Below are 21,518 nucleotides of genomic sequence, written 5' to 3'. Positions count from 1 at the left end.
AAGCCAGGCGACGACGTCCTTCAAAGCGATCCGGTACAAGTTCGGAACAAAAAGGAGGAATTATGAATACAACGCCATTTCCGGCGCTCTCTGCGGAAACATTGCTGGCGGTGAATACCGTCGGACAGTGGCTGGCGCAAAATGATTTTTCCGGCGAACAACCTTATTCGTCGGATTGCGTCGTCCTGGCGGGCAATGCGGTGATCCCCACTATCGACGCGGCCTGTCGCATCGCCAAAGCGCAAGGCGTTCCTTTACTGATTAGCGGCGGTATAGGTCATTCGACGCCGTTTTTGTACGCCGTGATTGCCCGGCATCCGCGCTACCACACTATTCGCACAACCGGACGCGCTGAAGCCGCGATCCTCGCGGATATCGCGAACCAGCTCTGGCATATTCCGGCTGAGAAAATTTGGCTGGAAGATCGGTCAACTAATTGCGGCGAAAATGCCCGTTTCTCCTGCGCACTGATCCGTCAGGCGAAAGAAAACATTAACACGGCTATCGTTGTGCAAGACCCCACCATGCAGCGGCGCACTATCGCGGCATTCCGGCGCGTGACAAACGACGACACCGATGCGCCGCGCTGGCTGAGTTTTCCTGGTTTTGTTCCGGTACTGCGCCACCTTAACGGCGGTACACGTTTTGCCAACGTTGAAGAGGGCATCTGGACGGTGGAGCGTTATCTGTCTCTGATTGCCGGCGAGCTGCCACGTTTGCGTGACGATGAAACAGGGTATGGACCGCGCGGTAAAGATTTTATCATTCACGTTGATATCCCACGCGATATTGAAAACGCATGGCAGGTATTGCAGGCAGATACGACGCTGCGCAGTGCGTTAGAACAGAGAGCGTTACGCTAAAAATCGCCCGTTTGCGAGGGTGAACGGGCAAGTGCGACCACCATCTCATAAATTTGATGAATTATTTATAAAAGCTGGTTATGTTGTCGCTTTACGGTTTTCATTCAGGACGCGCTATGGGCAATAAGTATTCCGGCCTGCAAATTGGTATTCACTGGTTAGTCTTTTTTCTGGTTATTGTGGCTTACGCCGCGATGGAACTACGCGGTTTTGCGCCGCGTAGTTATCGGCCCTGGTTTAATATGACGCATGTTTCATGTGGTATCACTATTTTGCTTTTAATGGTGGCGCGCTTGATTATTCGGCTGAAATATCCCACGCCGCCCATTGTTCCTCGTCCAAAACCGATGATGACCGGAATGGCGCATTTAGGACATCTGGTGATTTACCTGTTATTTATCGCGCTGCCTGTTATTGGTCTGGTCATGATGTATAACCGCGGTAATCCCTGGGTCGCATTTGGCATTACTATGCCCCATGCCGCCGAAGCTAACTTTGAACGCGTAGATATGCTGAAATCCTGGCACGTCACGCTGGCGAATCTGGGCTATTTTGTTATTGGACTTCATGCCATCGCTGCTTTGATGCATCACTATTTCTGGAAAGACAATACGCTGTTACGGATGATGCCGCGTAAGCGTGACTGACCGTCCTGTATGACGTTTGCTTCAGGCGGGGTTAACTGCTTAAGGCAAACAAGGCATCTATCAGAGGGGATGGCGTATTCCATACAGAAAACGCCTGCGTCTAACCAGGACCCGTGACGCAGGCGAAGGAGGACGGGTCTACATCGGAAGCGGGTATTATACTTATTTGTATGACAAATAAAATAAGCAATTACTATTCCGTAATCCAATGTTTAATCAACGGTTTAAACCCACATGATCGCGCTGCCCGACCGCTCGGAAGAGCCTGTACTTACGATGAACGAGGGGTAGTGGCGGAAAATAGCGCAACGGCGCCATGTTGCTCCAAAGTCACCTTAGCGAAATGTTCGTCCAACACGCTGCGTAACGTATCGGCTGAATCATTGATATTACTGAATATTCCTTTCTTGTTATAAACAGCCATCAATTTCTTGCCAAAAGCATTGTGAGGAACCTCTTTGCCCAGAATCGTGGCGCCAAAAAGTGTGCCGCCGGGTTTAAGCGCCATACCGGCATTTTTAATTGCCTTCGCTTTTGTTGTCATCTCACCAGGTAAGCAGTGCAGAAGATAGTACATCGAAACGGAATCGAAGCGCCCGTGCCAGTCCGCCGGGAACGTGTCGAAAACATCGTGTTGTAGTGTGGCGCGGATTTTTGTATTACCCACTCGGCTGGCGGCTATTTTCAGGCTATCCGGATTTAAATCCATCAGCGAAATGGCATGAGTCGCAGGTGCATGTTTCAGGTAATAACCTGTACCTACGCCAATATCCAGGTGAGTCTCGCCCATGTGATGCAGGAAGAAAGGAAGTAGTCGCGTATCAGTAGGACACTTCCAGGCATATTTGTTTGAGATATTGAGTACCCACCAGTCATATAAGCTAAGCGTGAATGGGTTATAGACTTTTGCGCCTGATTGTTGTGTATGCTTCATTGTTCTCTCACTAAATAATTTCGCGCTGGAATTAAAACAACGAAGCAATCGTTAGGCAAGCATTGATCAGGTGAGTGAGTAATTTAATGCGACGAATAAAGGCGATATTATGAATTAAGCGGTTATCTTAAAGAATATAGAGGATAATAATAGCTGATAAATGAATTGAACAGTCATATTATTATAAGCTGATAATTAATAATCGTTGATGTACGCGTATTAAGCCCTTTGATAATAACAATGCAATTAAATGCAGGAAGAACAATATTTATTCAAACACATAAAGCGATTATTGCACATTAATTGATATTTTAAATGTTACGCTGAGATAGCCATCTTTATTTAATATCACCTACCTGGAGGCGATATGATTGAGGTTTTTGAAGCCGTTTGGCTGGACCTTACTTTTAGGCGGTCTGGCAGTGGCAGTACTGTTTATCACTGCACTGGATAGAAAACGGTAATCATTGCATTTGACGCGCCTGTTGAGTTGGTATTACAAATAATTGTACCTGAAATCTACCACTTCTGAATTTTGCGATATTTTGCCATTCTGACGGCAAGGGGTAATCCTGACTAAAGTTACCGCCGCTTACCAACCAGACACGATGGTAACTTTTTGAAAGCGTTGTCAGAGTATCAATATATGTCTGATCGGCTTGCGCATAAAACAGTGAACCAAAGCCATAGGCATTCGGTCTTCCTGATGTTCCGTGTGCGTTAGGCGGTGTATAAAGAAACGTACGATAATCTCGCTTATTATAATACACATAACTTAAATAATCGAACATTTTACTGACTACCACGGCATCATTAGGCTGGTGACGGGTATTAATATAGTTTACCAGTGGTTTAAACTCGTCTATGTGCTCAGGGTTATTATGATATGAACCATAGCCGAATAATAAGGTAAATAAGATAAACCAGAAGCCACAAACCGCTTTTTTTGCGCGGGTAAGTAATACCGCGAGCAGGGGAGGAATGCTCAGCGATGAGAAGAAGAAATAACGATCGATAAATAACGGCATCCACCAGGAAATGATGAAGACCAGCATTACAGGGATGACCAGATAACAAAATAATATCAGCTGATATCTTTCATATTCTTCGTTGCATAAAGATATTCGCCCCACAGTACCGATAAAACTTCCCACAGCCAGCCACAGAATGATCGACGGAAAACTCTGTCCGTTGTTTCCGGTAAAGAAATGCCAGTACATTACAGGCAGATCACGCCAGGTTACAGGGGGAATCCAACCGATATCATTACCGGCTCTCAACTGCGCCAGATGAGTCAGTAAATTAAACAATACGGGCAACCAGGGGAGATAAGCGACAGCAATCGCCAGGTTAGCAAACCACCAGCCAGGAAGTTTAAGGTAGCAGGCCGTTTTATGGCTTTGGCAGGATAATATTGTTACTGCGATCCAGTGGGTAATAAGTGCAAATAGGGTGAAATAATGGGTGTAAAAACTGAACGTCATAAGCAAAGCATACGCGACAAGATAGCGATTATGGGTGGGTGTTTTTATCCACATCATCAATGCTAACGCGGCAGCGAGCGTTAGCATTCCCATTAACGCGTACATGCGCGTTTCTTGACTGTAATGAACTGCCATCGGCATCAGGGCGGCAAACCATCCCGCCAATAAGGCTGTACGCTCATTTGCCAGCCATCGCGTAAGCGCGATAACCAGCACAACTGTCAGGATCCCAAAGAGTAGACTGAGAGAGCGTACCGCTGCAATGCTATCACCCCATAATATGATCCAGTCATGCAGTAACAGATAATAAAGCGGGGGATGCACGTCAAAAGCGGCATGGAAGAGCAGATTATCTACGCTATGTCGACTAATCAGCACGCTGGACGCTTCGTCACACCAAAGGTAGCGGTCAGTTAAAAACAGCAACCGTATAAGGACGGAGAATATGACAATGAGACAAACATGATATTTATACTTTATTTTTCTTAACCCATCGCCGGGCTGCCATATTGATAGTTGTGGTAGCGCCATAATATCCTCAATGGAGTAAGACTTAGACCAGAATGGACACCTAACGCAATAATGAAGGTTAAAATCTTAACCAACACTAAATAAAAATAACTTTGATAATGTCAGCGGTGAATTAATCAGAATAGTGCAGTACAACTCAGTAATCTTGACCGTAATGGCGAAGCAGTCTATGCTCTAAAAACCGGGTCAAACCGACGATAAAGGTAACGCCAATAAGATACACTATGGCGGCAAAAAGGTAAGCATGGAAGAATTTAAAGCTGGTTGCAGCAACCTCCTGAATTCGCGCGAAAAACTCAGTATATTGGATAAGAAAAACGATGGTGCTGTCTTTAAGGTTATTAATCACCTGATTCGTTAAGGCTGGAATGGAAGACAGCAATACCTGAGGCAGTATAATCCACAAAAAGACCTGCCGTTTGTTCAACCCCTGAACGACTGCTGCCTCCGTTTCATACTTATTCAATGCGTTATAGGCCGTTGTCATGTACGCGGCATTATATGCGCCGACATTCAAGGTAAAACCTGTAACCGCCACGGTAAAAGAGGACAGGTGAATGCCAGATTGAGGTAAACCATAATAGATAACAAATAGAATAAGAATGAGTGGCGTACCGATAAAGAAATCCATGTACAGTCGAGTTATGGCTTTTACCACGGGGCGATGGCTCAGGCTCAGAAAGAAAATAATAATTCCCCACAAAAAACCGGTGATGGAAACAATCAGCGCAAGTTTACAGGTTTCTTTAATACCGTCCACAACAAGTGGCAGTTGTTCAGTCAGGTCATTAAAGAAGAGAGACCAGCCAGCGATCATCGTTGTGCCTCGCTAAAAAAACAGTGGATATCTGGATCCGTTTCTCGTAAGGCAAGATCGGTAAAAGCGCCTTCTGCACGAATCTTGCCATGATTAAGAAACGTTACGTTATCGCTTAGTAATCTGGCGAGGCGAATATCATGAGTGACGCATAATATAGTGACGCCATTGTCGTGAAGTTGCTTGATCAACATTCCGACTTCACGAGTCATGAGCGGATCAAGCGCAGACGTCGGCTCATCAAAAATAATGAGTTCTGGGTCGGTGACCATTGTACGGGCCAGGGCGACGCGCTGTTGCTGGCCGCCCGATAATTGCGAAGGGTATTTCGCGCTATGCGAGGCCATATCAAGTTTTTGTAGCTCATGTAAGGCTTTCTCCCGGGCTAGTTGTCCCGGCATGCCAAACACTTTACATAGGGCAAGGGTAATATTATCCATGATGTTAAGATGGCGATACAAAGCGTAATTCTGGAAGACACAACCAACTTTTTTTCTGAACTCAAGAATAGTAAATTCTTTGTCGTAAATATTTTTCCCGTGAAAATAAATATTGCCATAATCAGGTTCTTCTAATCGAAGCAGACAGCGTAAAAGCGTCGTTTTTCCACAACCTGATGGCCCCATGACTACTTTCATGTCTCCCGATTGAATTTTCAGACTAACCGTATCAAGAACCTTTTTTCCTGAATATTCCTTACTTATCTCTTTTAGTTTCAGTAAAGCCATGAGTATCACCTCTATTTTTATGGTTCAACTGATGCGATATTTTTTCTCAAACACTCCGGCCAGAAGAGTAAAAACTTTATAAATAATGAAATATAATACCCCGGCAAGAGTATAGATCTGTAACCCGTTCAGCGTGATGGCTGTCAGTGACATTGCCTGCTTCGTTATTTCAGCGATACCTACAGTATAAGCAAAGGGCGTCGCTTTTAATACAGAAGAAAACTCATTGATAATACCGGGCACAGAAAATCGCAACATCTGTGGCAGTTCAATATTTATTATAACCTGTAATTGACGCATTCCTGCTACTTTCGCTACCGTAATTTCGTATGGCTCAACTAATTTAAGCGCCCCTCTGAACACCTCGGCAAGATAGCTCCCGCTGATTAAGCCGACGCTGAGGTTCATGGCCACCAGAGGTGAAACATATATGCCAATCGATGGCAATCCAAAATAAACAAGAAAAACAGCAATAAGTATTGGAATTCCCCGAAGAATAAAGACCAGTACGTCGAGTATCTTCTGTAGTGGAAGGGGGGATAGTCGCCGTAATACGGCGACTGTAAGCCCGAACAAAAACGCTGAGAGAAAACAGGTAAATGTTACAAGCAGCGTATTACCAATCCCTTCCAATAGGAAATAAAAGATAGCCAGCATATTACCTGATGACATAGCTTACTATTTCATCCAGCTATCGACAATGCCAGATATTTTTTGTGGCCCTTGCTCTTTAAGCCATAAGTTGAAATCATCGCGCACGGGAGAGCCTTTCTTAAAGGCAATGCCAAGCTGATCAACATTCTTGAAAACATAACGGCTTTCTATCGGCATCTTTTTCTTATTTTTGAAGGTAAAATAAACCGGCTCTTCTATAAAAGCCAGATCAAGATTGCCATTTTTTAGATCAGCCATCGTCTCATTATAGGTTGGATACAATTTTACTTTACTTAACGAGTAGTATCCTTTGGGCTCCAGATCGTTTTTGATAAGGTCGGAGTAAGCCATTCCTCGAGGGTATCCAATAGAATATTGATTTAATTCATTGAGGTTATTGAGCGTTATTTTATGATTGGCCATACTGACCAGATAAAAAGAGTTGATGTAATAAGGTTCAGAGAAATCAATAACTTTCTTACGTTTATCTGTGATTGAAATTCCCGAAAATGCTACATCTGCCTGACCACTCGCCACTGCGCCAAGCATTCCATCCCAGGCATATTCGGTGATGTTTAGCTTACAATGCCGTGACTGACAGTAAGACGAAAAAACCTCCAGATCTATCCCCTGCAATTTGCCATCAGCACTTTTAAATAACATAGGGGGAGAGGCTGGTGATACTGCGACATTGAGTGTTCTCCCTTCAACGATGCTATCAGCAAACGCTGAAGACGACATTATTCCCAACACTATCATCGATAAGCCAAATTTTTTGGATAACATGCTATCTATTTCCTGTAGTAAGGTAATGCGTATTATAAATTAAGCATTAGGGCGTGAGCCTGACATTTGCAGGCGTAAAGTACTTAACGTTATGTATTCCATCGCTGTTAACTAATTTAATCAGGAGGTTTGACAGGAATCATCAAAGGGAATGGATTGAATATACCATGAGATATCAACTGGATATGAGTGCAGCGACACCATGAAAGGTGAAAATGTAAAGATACCATAGACATTAGTATACTGGACATAGTTTATGCTCCATTTACGCATACATATTTACATGATAAGCAGATAAATGCTTCAGTGACGGTGCCTTTCATGTCTCTAATTATCATCTTACCACTCTATCCAAGGCCAATATAAAGACTTATCTTTTCTTGTCAAATACATTTTTTGAGCTAAGTTGATTTGCGTGCTATCTATATTTACAAGCATATAAATTATTTGTCTCATGAACAAACGACAACAAGTCAGGATTTCTGACGATGTTGTTATGTTTATCAAAACGTTAACTTGTTTTAATCGATGATAATCTTAATTCAGAAATATCTGAATATATACGGTTGTTGAGATAAAATTCTCAAATTAACATCGTACATCTTATGTAATAAATATAAATACGATTAATAAATCCAAAACTGAGACTGACAACCGGATAACAAACAGCAATAAAGAGGGTTCTTCATTAAGTTATCCTGGCAACGATTAAGGTGATAACATTTTCGGTGGCTTTACCCATTTTAATCGTGTTCACAGCCGTTAATTACCTTATGATTACCATGGTAATTAAAAATGAATCCTTAATGACTCGTTGGCTGAGTGAAAAAAATTCTACATCACATAGGCGCATGTATCGCGTATAATGGGCTCCGATGCCCCTAATTATTGCTATGACATAATGATATGTATCTTAACCGCTTTTGTTATTTACTCCTGATCTTCGCTGCGGTCGGAAGCATTTTTACATCGCATCCCGTCGCGATGTGGTTCCTGCTCGCCAATGTGCTAACGCTGGCGATCTACGGTATAGACAAAACGGCGGCACGTAAAACCTGGCGCAGAGTGCCGGAATCCACTTTGTTGGTGTTTGGGGTTGTCGGTGGGTGGCCTGGGGCGATTGTTGGTCAACAACTCTTCCGTCATAAAACGCAAAAGCAGCCATTCAAAACATACTTTATCGTCAGTGTGATAGTGAGTATTGTAGTTACGGTGGCGATTTATCGACTCTATCCATTTTTGTCTTACTGAACATAGACTATGTATCACTTATTGACCAATCGGCAGCAAAGATAGCATCATATTTTCATGCCACCGGCACTATGATATTGAGTTGTGTTTTGCTCAAGGCGTACCGCAGCCGATGGAACTTTATTCAGTGGAATAATGATGAGCTATAAAACTTTCTAACATTATGGCAAAACAATGATGGACTTCCTGGGTTGGATGGACAAGGTCGTTGAAGACGTATTGCGGACATATATCTAGCTGAGGGTCTTTAGCCCCGGGAACATGTACATAGCCGTGGTGAGTATAAGGGTTTTCCGTATCATAACCAATATTACTGGCCGCCTCCATTATCACCTTAAATGCATCGGCAGTCTCGTAATAGCATATTTTATGCTGGGGGTATTTTTCTTTTAATTCTTCAACATTAGTTTTTAACAGGGCATTGTGAGCGATGCTTTCATCCTTAAGCTTTCTTTTTTCATCAGAATGTTTGCCATAAGGTGTTAAAGACAAATCGGGAATCCCCATGACCAGAACATTATTAACTCCACCGGAAATTATTTTTTCAATATCATCAATTTGTTGCTCAACGACCATTATTACATTATCTTTGTGTAGTGTCATATAGTCATTAGCCCCCAATAAAAATATCGCCAGGTCCTGGTGAGAAGGGGTGTAAGATGCGACTTGTCTGTCCGTATTTGATACAAAGTCACCGATGCAATTAAAGCAGGAATAGCTTGCCGATGTACTTCCCCCTTCAGCAAAATTAAGCATCTCTTTACCTAAGAAGTGTGGAGATGATAAAAACTCAGTCCAGGTAAATCCATTAGTAAACCTTCCGCCAAAGTATTGACCATAGGAGGGTAAGATATGATGTGTTTTTTCAAACATACGCCCTAAGGAGTCAGACAAGCTGTCGCCAAAAAATACCAGTCTGGTAATATCACCCAAAGAAATATTTTTGGGCTTGGGATGTGATTTATTGATTTCTTTGGCAAGACCAAAAGCTTCCGGATGACATTCAACCTCAATAGATAAAATATTTTCACCATTATCATCTTTAATAATCAACTTATCGGCGTGTTCCTGTGATTCTATAATAAACTGTTCTTTACATCCCTGAGACGCTAAGGCTCGAAGTTTGATGTAGGCTCCGCGAACTTGTACCGGTGTTAGATTCAGTTCCTGATGGTGGTAAAGATTAAAGATACATTCGAGCGCCTCTGCATGGTGGGTGGTAAAGAAATATGCTTTGATTTTCTCCCATAAACTTAATTCCGGAAGGCGTGCGCTTTCTTTTATCGCATTAAATTTTTCAGAACTGATAGATGATGTGAAATAACCCTGTCCAACACTCAATGGCATAGTGTCCTCCTTACTTTATTAAACACGCTTTAGCAAATAATTAATTAGCAAATATTAGCAAGAAAAGTAATCAGGTAAATGGTGTATATGGAATTACGCTTCTTTAACAGTTTTTCGTCGCCAATAAAATACATACAATGTTTATTGTTTTTCAACGAAGTAAATATATCATCAACAACGTGAGGTTAATGCCTGGTACATATTATCTGACTGCTATCATTATTGAGTGTGCGCTTGGCTAAGGCAAAGATCTAAAAAAGAAGCCACTCCTGATTTTAGTGTGCTGGCGTGAGTATGAGCTGGCTTGATACTCAGGAAAAACAGACAAACTTATCATCCGACTATTATTGCTAAAGTGCTAGTGTTTTATGTGACATTTTGATTTCTATTTTCATATTAAATATTTCTTAAGTGAGTTAACTATAATGAATGATGATTCAATTATTAAAAACTCTTCGATGCTTTTGGCCTATTTAGGTGGTTTGGGATGGGGAAGCGCCTATTTTTATGGCTGGGGCATCTCCGCGTACTATGGTTTCCCGTGGTGGTATGTAGGCGTCGGCCCTGACAACATTGCCCGAAGTCTATTCCATGCGATTAGCCTGATGGCTATATTCATAATAGCGTGGGGAGTGGGTATTCTATTATTTTTTCTAGTAAAGCAAAAAGCACGTATCCACGACCTTAGCTTTTTACGTCTTTTTTTGGCAGCGGTTTTGTTCTTTATTCCAATTGTTATCGAGTTTTCTCTCTTAACAGAATCGTTTTTGTGGGAGCTTTTTTTTATCATTTTACTGGTGGCTTTATGCTTATCGGTGGAGATGCGTTTTTATAGTAGATTGATGCCAGTGATTTGTTTTACGCAACTCAGTTGGGTGCGAAGGCATTGTTTCACTATAGTTATGCTTGGTTTTATTATATATTTTTTTATATTTTCTTTTTTTGTTGGGATCTATAAACCACAATTAAAGAAAGAATACGAAATGATATTGTATGATGGAGGCTGGTACTACGTCCTGGCCAGATATCATGATAGTTTTATTTTGTCGAAATCCTTTACTAAAAATAACAATAGATTTATTATTTTTAGACCAGAAGATGGGCACTCTTATGAAATTACTCTGGTAAAAGTCAGGCTTTAATAAAATGCTGGTTGGCAAGAGCGTGAAATGACGGCAGAACTTCCCATAGCAACGATTGAGGAAAGAACTGAGCGCCCATATCTGTAGGCTGTGGAATAGCAATGCCGGGAAGGACATGGCATGACACTTTATCTGACATTACCATTTGAGTGACAGGTTAGCAGATGTTTCAGGCCAAACCCAAGTTGAACTGGAGCGCTCAGAAGCCGATTACCTACATAACAAATATTGGCCGCAAGCTTATGCTGTGGGCGGAATATACGACCGCTATTATCCAGACTGGCTGTTAACTTATTTATTTTCCCATAGTAACCTATAACAGGCCTCCCTGAGGCATTGGCTAGCATCTGTGCATTGGAAAAACAGGCTCCATTTGCACTATAGCAACTTATAAATTTTATTTCCTCATGAGAGTTGCTAATATGGCGGATTGATTTTGAAAGTGATGATGACTGACTTGCACCGGAACCGTACCGATTTTCATGTTGAACAACAAAAGGAGCACCATGTTTACAAATCGAAATAGGCATGGATTATTACCTGAGATTGATTTCAAATTAACAATAATGATGACGCTTTTGGGTATTAAAAATCTTTCAAATAACGCTCATTTGATTTTTTGTCCACATTGACTAAGCCTGGAAAGACACAGGGTTGAGATATTTTCGCTACCCGTCGGCGGTGTATCACAGTTGTGATGTTACGTTCTTACAAGACTGACATCTTCATATCATAACCTTTATTCATTACCACCTGGTGAGTAAATAAAAACTATTAAGCAAATATTTACTTCTGGGTAATGGGACTGGATTTACCGGCATTACCTCTGTGCCCCAGTCGGGCAGAACATTGCAGCTTAGAAAGAAAGCTTTGGTGTTTATTGTCTGTGGCCTGAAAAAGTTCCCATGAGCTGAATATGCTGAATGTGAACTGATTCTTGATGGTCTATGCCGGAAATCTATAAGCTATTGATTTTTATATTGTGTGTAATTTTACAATTACATAAACATAAAATTCTGATAGTATACCCCCCTATAGTATATGGAGGTCGAATGCCGCATTCACCTGAAGATAAAAAACGTATCCTTACCCGTGTTCGTCGCATACGCGGGCAGGTCGAAGCGCTGGAGCGGGCGCTTGAGTCTGGCGAACCTTGTCTGGCGATTCTGCAACAGATTGCCGCCGTGCGCGGCGCGTCTAATGGCCTGATGAGTGAAATGGTTGAAATCCATCTGAAAGATGAGCTGGTCAGCGGGGAGACTACGCCAGATCAGCGCGTGGTTCGGATGGCGGAAATCGGCCATCTTCTTCGCGCTTATCTAAAATAACAATTTCCCTCACCGTAACAGGAAGAGATATATGAAATCACGTGCAGCAGTTGCTTTTGGTCCCGGTCAGCCGTTAAAAATTGTCGAGATTGACGTTGCGCCGCCGAAAAAAGGCGAAGTTCTGGTCAAAATCACTCATACCGGCGTTTGCCACACCGATGCATTTACCCTTTCCGGCGATGATCCGGAAGGCGTACTCCCGGCAGTCCTGGGTCACGAAGGCGGCGGCGTGGTAGTCGAGGTCGGCGAGGGGGTCACCAGCCTGAAACCCGGCGATCATGTTATTCCACTGTATACGGCGGAATGCGGCGAGTGTAAGTTCTGTAAGTCCGGTAAAACTAACCTTTGTCAGGCCGTACGCGCCACTCAGGGAAAAGGGCTGATGCCGGATGGCACTACCCGCTTTTCTTATAACGGCGAACCCGTTTATCACTATATGGGAACCAGCACGTTCAGCGAATATACCGTTTGCGCGGAAATTTCTCTGGCGAAAGTGAACCCGCAGGCGCCGCTGGATAAAGTGTGTCTGTTGGGCTGTGGCGTGACGACTGGTATTGGCGCCGTCCATAACACCGCTAAAGTGAAAGCGGGCGACACCGTTGCCGTTTTTGGTTTAGGCGGTATTGGGCTGGCGGTTATTCAGGGCGCGGTTCAGGCTAAAGCCGGGCGTATTTTAGCTGTCGACACGAATCCGGAAAAATTTACGCTGGCGGGCGAAATGGGGGCCACGGACTTTATTAATCCGAATGATTACGACAAACCGATCCAGGACGTTATTGTTGAGCTTACTGATGGCGGCGTAGATTTCAGTTTTGAATGTATCGGCAACGTTAACGTGATGCGAGCAGCGCTGGAATGTTGTCATAAAGGCTGGGGCGAAAGCATTATTATTGGCGTAGCGGGGGCAGGGCAGGAAATCAAAACCCGTCCCTTCCAGCTAGTGACCGGTCGCGTCTGGCGTGGCTCCGCCTTTGGCGGCGTGAAAGGGCGCACGCAGCTGCCAGGGATGGTCGAAGATGCGATGAACGGTAAAATCCGTTTAGATCCTTTTATTACTCACCGCCTGCCGCTGGAGCAGATTAACGATGCCTTTGAACTGATGCATCAGGGTAAATCCATCCGTACTGTTATCCACTTTGGCGATAACTGATTCATCCGCCAGCGGATTTTCCGCTGGCGCTTTTCTGAATTTTCTGGAATGAATGTTGTGAAAATGTGACGAAGGCGATGCTTTTCGCGGTAAGCAAACGTCACGAAGTGCCGATGACTATCTAACGGGCGTGTTTTACGCATAAAACCTACAAGAGAGTCGACGGTCATGGGCAACACATTCTCGATGCAAGCCTCGCATAAACTGGGCTTCCTGCATCATATTCGGCTGGTTCCGCTGTTTTCCTCCATTCTCGGTGGCATCCTTCTTCTTTTTGCTTTGAGCGCCGGGCTGGCAGGCTATTTTCTGTTACAGGCCGATCGCGATCAGCGTGATGTCACGGACGAGATTCAGGTACGGATGGGATTATCCAACAGCGCTAACCACTTACGTACCGCACGTATCAATATGATCCACGCTGGCGCGGCGAGCCGGATTGCTGAAATGGATGAAATGAAAGCCAATATTGCCGCTGCGGAAACGCGGATCAAGCAGTCTCAGGACGGCTTTAACGCTTATATGTCCAGAGCGGTGAAAACACCCGCCGATGACGCGTTAGATAACGAGTTAAACGCCCGCTACACCGCCTATATCAACGGCCTGCAACCGATGCTGAAATTTGCCAAAAATGGCATGTTCGAAGCGATCATTAATCATGAAAACGAGCAGGCAAAACAACTGGATGCAGCATATAACCATGTCCTGTTGAAAGCGATTGAACTGCGCACCGAGCGGGCAAGACTACTTAGCGAGCAGGCTTACCAACGTACCCGGCTCGGTATGATGTTTATGATTGGCGCATTTACGTTGGCGCTGGTATTGACGTTAATGACCTTCATGGTACTGCGTCGCACGGTGATACAACCCTTGCAGCAGTCTGCGTCACGTATCGAACGCATTGCGGCGGGCGATCTGACCATGGCTGACGAGCCCACAGGACGCAGTGAAATTGGTCGCCTGAGCCATCATCTTCAGCAGATGCAGCATGCGTTGCAACAAACGGTAGGGGCGGTGCGTCAGGGGGCGGAGGAAATTTATCGAGGCACCAGCGAAATTACCGCTGGTAATACGGATTTATCTTCTCGTACTGAACAGCAGGCTGCCGCCATTGAACAGACCGCGGCCAGTATGGAACAGTTGACGGCAACCGTTAAGCAGAATGCGGATAATGCGCATCACGCCAGCAAACTGGCGGAAGATGCTTCCGGTAAAGCCAGCCGCGGAGGCCAGATGGTTTCCGGGGTCGTACAAACGATGGGGAATATTTCCACCAGCTCGAAAAAAATCTCGGAAATTACCGCCGTCATTAACAGTATCGCTTTCCAGACCAACATTCTGGCGCTGAACGCGGCGGTCGAGGCGGCACGCGCCGGGGAACAAGGACGCGGTTTTGCGGTGGTCGCCAGTGAGGTTCGTACCCTCGCCAGTCGCAGCGCGCAGGCGGCAAAAGAGATTGAAGGCTTGATCGGCGCATCGGTCAGCCTGATTGAACAAGGATCTGAAGAGGTTATCGCTGCGGGGAGCACCATGAATGAGATTGTGGATGCCGTCAAACGCGTCACCGATATTATGCTCGACATCGCGGCAGCCTCTGATGAGCAAAGTCGCGGTATTGTTCAGGTCAGTCAGGCGATTTCTGAGATGGACAGGGTTACGCAACAAAACGCGTCGCTGGTCGAAGAGGCGTCCGCGGCGGCCGCTTCGCTTGAAGAACAGGCCGCCCGCTTGACGCAAGCCGTTGATGCGTTTCATTTACAGGATACTGGCGCGACGATGCGATCATCCTTCCTTTAGTAAGCGTCGCGCCAGCGGGCTATTTTAGCCGCGGGCGCGTTTATTCTCCGACAGCCGCTATCACAGCGGCATCGATTTACGGATCGCCGCAATCAGCATTTGCGCCCCGGTTGAGAGCGGGATATCAACTCGCGTAAGAATACCTATCGGCTCGCCCGCGCTCTGGGTCGGCACGGGTAATGAGACCAGCGTCGCCTGGCGAAGATCTTCTTTAACCGCGCCAGAGGGGACGAACCAGACGTAATCGTAATCTACGGTCAGTTGTCGTGATAACGATGCGGATAGCGTTTCGATACATCCGGCAGGCATTTTACACCCCTGGCTTTGCAACAGGGCTTCCGCATTCTGGCGCGGTACCGTGCCTTTTGGCGAGACGACTACCGGCCATTCCATAACCCGGCTGAGCGTGATCGTCTCCTGTAACAGGGGATGACCGGGGCGTACCACTAATTTAAGCGATTCTAAAAACAGCAGTTCGTAATTTAAACCGCCCATTAATTCCGGGTCTGACATGCGGCCAATACCCAGATCGATCTCGCCTGATTTCAGACCCGCAAGCAACATCGTATTGTTCATGGTCGCGACCTGTAACGAGGTCGATTTTTGCTGTTGATGGAACCGCCCAATAGCCGCCGGGAGTATACCCAGCGCAGCGGTGGGGAGCGCGCCAACACGCACCACATCGGCGCTGGCGTCCTCTTTGCGATTCAGCGCCTGCCCGGCGGTATTCAATGCATCTAATACTTTTACCGCATGAGTCAAAAATTGTTCGCCAGGAACCGTTAATTGCGCGCCCAGTCGCCCGCGTTCAAACAGACGGGTTCCGGTGAGTTGTTCCAGTTCGTTCAGCGTTTTAGAAAGCGCTGGCTGGCTCAGGTTAAGAGTTTCAGCCGTGCGCCCCAGAGTTCCCTGTTGCGCAACGGCGACAAATGTATGAAGGTGGCGCAACCGAATGCGCTGACTAAACAGACCATTTTTTTCCATAAGCGATGTTAAAAACAGAGCCGTGCGGGTGACAAGTAAAGTTGTTTGTTTTTGATAACCTGATAGCAAAATATTATTAACATTTTGCCATTTCAAGTTACAACTGTTTTATTTTACTGATGATTCAACTGCCGTTAAGCGTGTTAAGCCGCGATCTGGTCGGGGATATGCCAGCTCATGTCAATCCGTTCTGCATAATGAATTCAGGTCGGATCACACTTTATAAATTCTTCTCCCCGGAATGGATGAGGTTTTCTACACTCCAGGTAACATTCACTGGAGGCATGACATTATGGCGAACACCATCACGGCAGATGAGATTCGGGAACACTTTTCGCAGGCAATGTCGGCAATGTACCAGCAGGAAGTTCCGCAGTACGGTACGTTGCTGGAACTTGTGGCTGACGTGAATCTGGCGGTGCTGGAAAATAATCCCAAACTGCATGAGCAGTTGGCTAATGCCGATGAACTGGCGCGATTGAACGTGGAACGGCATGGCGCCATTCGTGTTGGCACCGCAGAAGAACTTTCTACCTTGCGTCGGATATTCGCCATCATGGGGATGTACCCAGTAAGTTATTACGATCTCTCTCAGGCGGGCGTGCCTGTGCACTCCACGGCATTTCGTCCCATTGACGAGGCTTCGCTCTCGCGTAATCCCTTTCGCATGTTCACTTCGCTATTACGCCTGGAGCTCATTGAAAACGCGGCATTACGCCAGCGGGCGGCGGAAATCTTATCGCAGCGTGATATTTTTACATCGCGCTGCCGACAATTGCTGGATGAGTACGACGAGCAGGGCGGTTTTAGTGCTGCTCAGGCCGAAGAGTTCGTCCGTGAAACGCTGGAGACTTTTCGCTGGCATCGTCAGGCTACCGTTGATGAAGAAACGTACCGCAGCCTGCATCGTGAGCATCGTTTAATTGCCGACGTGGTCTGTTTTCCGGGATGCCACATTAACCATCTGACGCCGCGTACTCTGGATATCGACCGGGTACAGGCCATGATGCCGGAGTGCGGCATTACGCCTAAAATTCTTATCGAAGGTCCGCCTCGCCGCGAAGTGCCTATTCTGTTGCGGCAAACCAGTTTCAAAGCTCTGGAAGAGCAGGTGCTCTTCGTTGATGAAAAGCAGGGTACGCACACGGCGCGCTTCGGCGAAATTGAGCAACGTGGCGTCGCGCTGACGCCAAAAGGTCGTCGATTATATGACGAACTGTTGCACAAGGCGGGAACGGGTAAGGACAACTTCACGCATCAACTCCATTTGCGGGAGGTCTTTAACGCCTTTCCGGATAGCGAATTTCTGCTTCGCCAGCAGGGGCTTGCCTGGTTCCGTTATCGCTTAACGCCTTCCGGCGAGGCGCATCGTCAGGCGATCCATCCTGGCGACGATCCGCAGCCGCTTATTGAGCGCGGTTGGGTGATCGCGCAGCCGATTACCTATGAAGATTTTCTTCCGGTCAGCGCAGCCGGCATTTTTCAGTCGAATTTGGGAAATGAAACGCTGGCCAGAAGCCACGGCAATGCCAGCCGCGACGCCTTTGAACAGGCCGCTGGGATGTGCTGTACGGGATGAATTTTCGTTATATCAGGAAGCGGAAGAACGCAGTAAACGCCGTTGCGGTCTGCTTTAAAAGCGGTAAGCTTCACAGGCTGTGAGGATACTGTAAAAGGAAGGCGTTATGTTGAATCCCTCCATCCCGCTGGTGGCGACGCGTCACGGTAAAATCGTGGGCGTCGTACAGGAAGAAATCCATATCTGGCGCGGTATACCTTATGCCGCGCCGCCAACAGGGGAGCTACGCTGGCGTGCGCCGCAGCCTGTTACGCCCTGGCAGGATGTGCGCCAGGCGGATTGTTTCTCCTGCGCCAGTTGGCAGGATATTACCTGGTGTCGTGAACTCGGCGGCGGCGATCCGGGAAATTTTTCCGAAGACTGTCTCTACCTGAACGTCTGGGCTCCCGCCGTACGTCATGAACCGTTGCCGGTCATGGTCTGGCTACGCGGCGGCGGTTACACTATTGGCGCGGGAAGTTTGCCGCCCTATGACGGTCAAGCGCTGGCGAAGCGCGGCGCGATCGTGGTGACGGTCAATTATCGGCTTGGCCATCTGGGCTTTTTCGCGCATCCGGCGCTGGAAGGCGAAGAGGCGGAGTGATAATTTCGCTTTACTCGATCAAATCGCTGCGCTGCGTTGGGTGCAGGACAATATTGCCGCATTTGGCGGCGATACGCAGAATGTGACGTTATTTGGCGAATCCGCCGGCGCCCGCAGCGTGCTGTCGTTGATGGCTTCGCCGTTGGCGAAGGGGCTTTTTCATAAAGCGATTATTCAGAGTGGTTATACGCTGCCGGATACGCCCCGCGAGGTGGCGCTAAAAAAAGGCGTTGCGCTGGCAGAACATCTTGGCTTAGCCCATGCCACTGCCGAACAGCTACGCGCTTTACCGGCAGAGACGTTTTGGCCGCTGGACGCGCCTTTTAAAATTGCGCCGACGCCGATTTCCGGCGACGTCGTGCTGCCGCATCCGATGCTGGAAACCTTCTTTGCGGCGAAACAGCATCCAATACCGGTGATGATCGGCTCGAATAGCGATGAAGCCAGCGTATTGGCAGTTTTTGGCGTCGATATTGCCGGTCAAATTCAAAAAATGCGCCGTGAGCGGCGTGTTGGCCTGGGGTTAATCCGGCTGCTTTATCCTGGAGTGAAAGGCGACGAAGCACTAGGGCGGCAGGTCTGTCGGGATATGGTATTTACCACGTTGGGTTATGTCGTCATGCAAGCGCAGCAGCGGATCGGCGAACCGTGCTGGCGTTACTGGTTTGATTATGTCGCCGAAGCGGAGCATAACACCTACGCGAATGGTGCCTGTCATGGCAATGAAATACCGTATGTATTCGATACGTTAACGCGGGCTGAGCCCACATGCCATTATGTGAATGAGAATGACCTGGCCTTTGCCTCGCAGGTGGCGGATTACTGGGTGAATTTCGCTCGTCATGCCAGCCGCACGCGCGACGTGCTGCACGGCCCGGTTCGCTGGCCCGCCAGCATTCGGGGGCGAGATCGTCTGTTGCGGATTGGGCTGAACAAACTTGCCGGTTTTAAAGTGGAAAACCGCTTTATGCGTGCGCGTCTGGCGCTGTTTAAACGAGTCATGAAACATCACGTTAGTCTGGAATAAACTTTTCATAACCTGAAGAATGCTGCGTGAGGTTTACATCCGATTAGGTCGGTTCTTATCGACATAAAATATTTACGCTTTTGCACAGTTTCCAGGCGACCAACAATTGGATTATTAATGAATTTTGTCTAGAGTGAGCGGTCAGAAACGGGCACATTCTTGCTGCTGAAAAAACCAGCGCGGGACCATTCACAAGACCAGAAGGACTCATTTTCAGGTATGAATCGTAGACGATTTATTAAAGGTTCAATGGCAATGGCCGCCGTGTGCGGTTCCAGCGGTATTGCTTCCCTATTTTCTCAGGCGGCGTTTGCCGCGGAATCCGATATTGCGGATGGTAAAATTGTCCGTTTTGATTTTGCTGGTCTGCAATCAATGGCCCAGGCGTTAGCGAAAAAGCCCTGGGGCGGCGCGCCGGGACCCTTGCCGGATACGCTCGCCAATCTGACGCCGCAGGCCTATAACAGCATTCAGTATGACGCGGCGCATTCACTCTGGAACGGTGTTGCCAACCGGCAGCTCGATATTCAGTTTTTCCACGTAGGGATGGGCTTTCGTCGTCGCGTACGCATGTTTTCCGTTGATACGACGACGCATCTTGCTCGCGAGATTCATTTTCGCCCGGAACTGTTTAAATACAACGATGCCGGCGTCGACACGACGCAACTGGAAGGGCAGAGCGATCTCGGTTTCGCCGGTTTCCGTGTCTTTAAAGCGCCGGAACTGGCGCGGCGCGATGTTGTCTCCTTCCTGGGCGCCAGTTATTTCCGGGCGGTAGATGATACTTATCAGTATGGCCTGTCGGCTCGCGGGCTGGCGATAGATACCTATACTGACGGTCAGGAAGAGTTCCCTGACTTCACCGCCTTCTGGTTTGACACCGCGAAGCCGGGCGATACTACGTTTACCGTTTACGCTCTGCTGGACAGCGCTAGCGTGACGGGTGCGTATAAGTTTGTGATCCATTGCGAAAAAACGCAGGTGATCATGGATGTAGAAAACCATCTCTACGCCCGTAAAGATATAAAGCAACTTGGCATTGCGCCGATGACCAGTATGTTTAGCTGTGGGAATAATGAACGTCGGGTATGCGACACCATTCATCCGCAAATTCACGATTCCGATCGGCTGGCGATGTGGCGGGGTAACGGCGAGTGGATTTGCCGCCCGCTGAATAATCCGCAGAAATTGCAGTTCAATGCATATATGGACGATAACCCAAAAGGGTTCGGCCTGCTGCAACTCGATCGCGATTTCTCGCATTATCAGGATGTGATGGGCTGGTACAACAAACGTCCGAGCCTGTGGGTGGAGCCGCGCAGTAAGTGGGGGAAAGGTGCAGTTAGCCTGATGGAGATCCCAACCACTGGCGAAACTCTGGATAATGTGGTCTGTTTCTGGCAGCCGGAAAAAGCGATCAAAGCCGGGGATACGCTGGCGTTTAATTATCGTTTGTACTGGAGCGCGCAGCCGCCGGTACAATCGCCGCTTGCGCGGGTCATGGCGACCCGTACCGGGATGGGCGGCTTTCCCGAAGGTTGGGCGCCGGGCGAACATTACCCGGATAAATGGGCGCGCCGTTTTGCTATTGATTTTGTCGGCGGCGATCTGAAAGCGGCCGCGCCAAAAGGCATTGAGCCGGTGATTACGCTCTCCAGCGGTGAGGCGAAGCAGATTGAGATCCTCTACGTTGAGCCTTTCGACGGTTATCGTATCCAGTTTGACTGGTATCCGACCTCGGATTCTACGGCATCGGTGGATATGCGTATGTTCCTGCGCTGCCAGGGGGAAGCTATCAGCGAAACCTGGCTGTATCAGTATTTCCCGCCCGCGCCGGATAAGCGCCGTTATGTCGACGATCGTATCATGCGTTAGTCAGTTTGCCTTCT

General features: G+C 47.1%; 17 protein-coding genes and 2 pseudogenes. 10 read left to right on the top strand and 9 right to left on the bottom strand.

The window, feature by feature from the left end; all coding sequences use genetic code 11:
• The first annotated feature begins 62 nt into the window (after window positions 1–62).
• A complete protein-coding gene (locus ACFK9X_RS12415; RefSeq protein WP_151116603.1) occupies window positions 63–863 on the top strand; it encodes a YdcF family protein in 801 nt (266 codons plus the stop codon).
• A 116-nt stretch (window positions 864–979) separates the two neighbouring features.
• Window positions 980–1,510 (top strand): cytochrome b561, encoded by a 531-nt coding sequence (gene cybB / locus ACFK9X_RS12410; protein ID WP_000527277.1) that lies wholly within the window; start codon window positions 980–982, stop codon window positions 1,508–1,510.
• Window positions 1,511–1,781: 271 nt separating this feature from the next.
• On the opposite strand, the gene ACFK9X_RS12405 is transcribed toward cybB, so the two are convergent.
• From ACFK9X_RS12405 to ACFK9X_RS12380, 6 genes are all read right to left on the bottom strand, one after another.
• Window positions 1,782–2,444 carry a class I SAM-dependent methyltransferase gene (locus ACFK9X_RS12405; protein WP_001531566.1) on the bottom strand — a complete coding sequence of 221 codons (663 nt, stop codon included), beginning with the start codon at window positions 2,442–2,444 and terminating at the stop codon, window positions 1,782–1,784.
• 464 nt (window positions 2,445–2,908) lie between these two features.
• A complete protein-coding gene (locus ACFK9X_RS12400) occupies window positions 2,909–4,459 on the bottom strand; it encodes a glycosyltransferase family 39 protein (RefSeq protein ID WP_151116600.1) in 1,551 nt (516 codons plus the stop codon).
• A gap of 136 nt (window positions 4,460–4,595) precedes the next feature.
• Window positions 4,596–5,276, bottom strand: coding sequence for an amino acid ABC transporter permease (locus ACFK9X_RS12395; RefSeq protein ID WP_000560165.1), 681 nt, complete (start codon window positions 5,274–5,276; stop codon window positions 4,596–4,598).
• Window positions 5,273–6,004 carry an amino acid ABC transporter ATP-binding protein gene (locus tag ACFK9X_RS12390; RefSeq protein WP_151116598.1) on the bottom strand — a complete coding sequence of 244 codons (732 nt, stop codon included), beginning with the start codon at window positions 6,002–6,004 and terminating at the stop codon, window positions 5,273–5,275. Before ACFK9X_RS12390 ends, ACFK9X_RS12395 begins: the two co-directional genes overlap by 4 nt.
• Before the next feature lie 24 nt (window positions 6,005–6,028).
• Window positions 6,029–6,676, bottom strand: coding sequence for an amino acid ABC transporter permease (locus tag ACFK9X_RS12385; protein ID WP_000094446.1), 648 nt, complete (start codon window positions 6,674–6,676; stop codon window positions 6,029–6,031).
• 6 nt (window positions 6,677–6,682) lie between these two features.
• On the bottom strand, window positions 6,683–7,444 hold the full coding sequence (locus tag ACFK9X_RS12380; protein WP_151116596.1) for a transporter substrate-binding domain-containing protein: 762 nt from the start codon (window positions 7,442–7,444) through the stop codon (window positions 6,683–6,685).
• A 906-nt stretch (window positions 7,445–8,350) separates the two neighbouring features.
• Here ACFK9X_RS12380 and ACFK9X_RS12375 point away from each other — a divergent pair.
• Complete coding sequence (locus ACFK9X_RS12375) at window positions 8,351–8,695, top strand: DUF1294 domain-containing protein (RefSeq protein ID WP_000281187.1); 345 nt, start codon at window positions 8,351–8,353, stop codon at window positions 8,693–8,695.
• 120 nt (window positions 8,696–8,815) lie between these two features.
• Here ACFK9X_RS12375 and sseJ read toward each other — a convergent pair whose 3' ends face one another.
• Window positions 8,816–10,042, bottom strand: a complete 1,227-nt coding sequence (gene sseJ / locus ACFK9X_RS12370; RefSeq protein WP_001131430.1) for an SPI-2 type III secretion system effector SseJ — start codon at window positions 10,040–10,042, stop codon at window positions 8,816–8,818.
• Window positions 10,043–10,467: 425 nt separating this feature from the next.
• Here sseJ and ACFK9X_RS12365 point away from each other — a divergent pair, with 425 nt between their 5' ends.
• Window positions 10,468–11,184, top strand: coding sequence for a hypothetical protein (locus ACFK9X_RS12365; RefSeq protein ID WP_151116594.1), 717 nt, complete (start codon window positions 10,468–10,470; stop codon window positions 11,182–11,184).
• 128 nt (window positions 11,185–11,312) lie between these two features.
• On the opposite strand, the gene steB is transcribed toward ACFK9X_RS12365, so the two are convergent.
• Complete coding sequence (gene steB / locus ACFK9X_RS12360; RefSeq protein WP_001540100.1) at window positions 11,313–11,714, bottom strand: type III secretion system effector SteB; 402 nt, start codon at window positions 11,712–11,714, stop codon at window positions 11,313–11,315.
• Between the two features lie 522 nt (window positions 11,715–12,236).
• On the opposite strand from steB, the gene ACFK9X_RS12355 reads away from it, so the two are divergent.
• The 3 genes from ACFK9X_RS12355 (at window position 12,237) to ACFK9X_RS12345 (ending at window position 15,456) form a co-directional block, all read left to right on the top strand.
• Window positions 12,237–12,512, top strand: coding sequence for a metal/formaldehyde-sensitive transcriptional repressor (locus tag ACFK9X_RS12355; RefSeq protein ID WP_151116592.1), 276 nt, complete (start codon window positions 12,237–12,239; stop codon window positions 12,510–12,512).
• Between the two features lie 31 nt (window positions 12,513–12,543).
• The gene (locus tag ACFK9X_RS12350) at window positions 12,544–13,662 is read left to right on the top strand and encodes an S-(hydroxymethyl)glutathione dehydrogenase/class III alcohol dehydrogenase (protein ID WP_000842146.1); all 1,119 of its coding nucleotides are present in this window, start codon (window positions 12,544–12,546) and stop codon (window positions 13,660–13,662) included.
• Window positions 13,663–13,830: 168 nt separating this feature from the next.
• Window positions 13,831–15,456 carry a methyl-accepting chemotaxis protein gene (locus tag ACFK9X_RS12345; protein ID WP_000528483.1) on the top strand — a complete coding sequence of 542 codons (1,626 nt, stop codon included), beginning with the start codon at window positions 13,831–13,833 and terminating at the stop codon, window positions 15,454–15,456.
• A gap of 60 nt (window positions 15,457–15,516) precedes the next feature.
• Here the strand turns inward: ACFK9X_RS12345 and ACFK9X_RS12340 are convergent, their stop codons facing one another.
• Window positions 15,517–16,440, bottom strand: coding sequence for a LysR substrate-binding domain-containing protein (locus ACFK9X_RS12340; RefSeq protein ID WP_151116590.1), 924 nt, complete (start codon window positions 16,438–16,440; stop codon window positions 15,517–15,519).
• Between the two features lie 292 nt (window positions 16,441–16,732).
• On the opposite strand from ACFK9X_RS12340, the pseudogene ACFK9X_RS12335 reads away from it, so the two are divergent.
• The 3 genes and pseudogenes from ACFK9X_RS12335 (at window position 16,733) to ACFK9X_RS12325 (ending at window position 21,504) form a co-directional block, all read left to right on the top strand.
• Window positions 16,733–18,077, top strand: a pseudogene (locus ACFK9X_RS12335) (VOC family protein).
• Between the two features lie 48 nt (window positions 18,078–18,125).
• A pseudogene (locus tag ACFK9X_RS12330) lies at window positions 18,126–19,629 on the top strand (carboxylesterase/lipase family protein).
• 219 nt (window positions 19,630–19,848) lie between these two features.
• Window positions 19,849–21,504: a glucan biosynthesis protein D gene (locus ACFK9X_RS12325; protein WP_151116588.1), complete on the top strand. Its 1,656-nt coding sequence runs from the start codon at window positions 19,849–19,851 to the stop codon at window positions 21,502–21,504.
• Window positions 21,505–21,518 lie beyond the last annotated feature (14 nt).

Source organism: Salmonella sp. WC3 (assembly GCF_042932255.1).
Classification (GTDB): domain Bacteria; phylum Pseudomonadota; class Gammaproteobacteria; order Enterobacterales; family Enterobacteriaceae; genus Salmonella; species Salmonella enterica.
The sequence above is the reverse complement of the archived record's forward strand: the minus strand, read 5'-3'. Positions and strand labels throughout refer to the sequence as shown.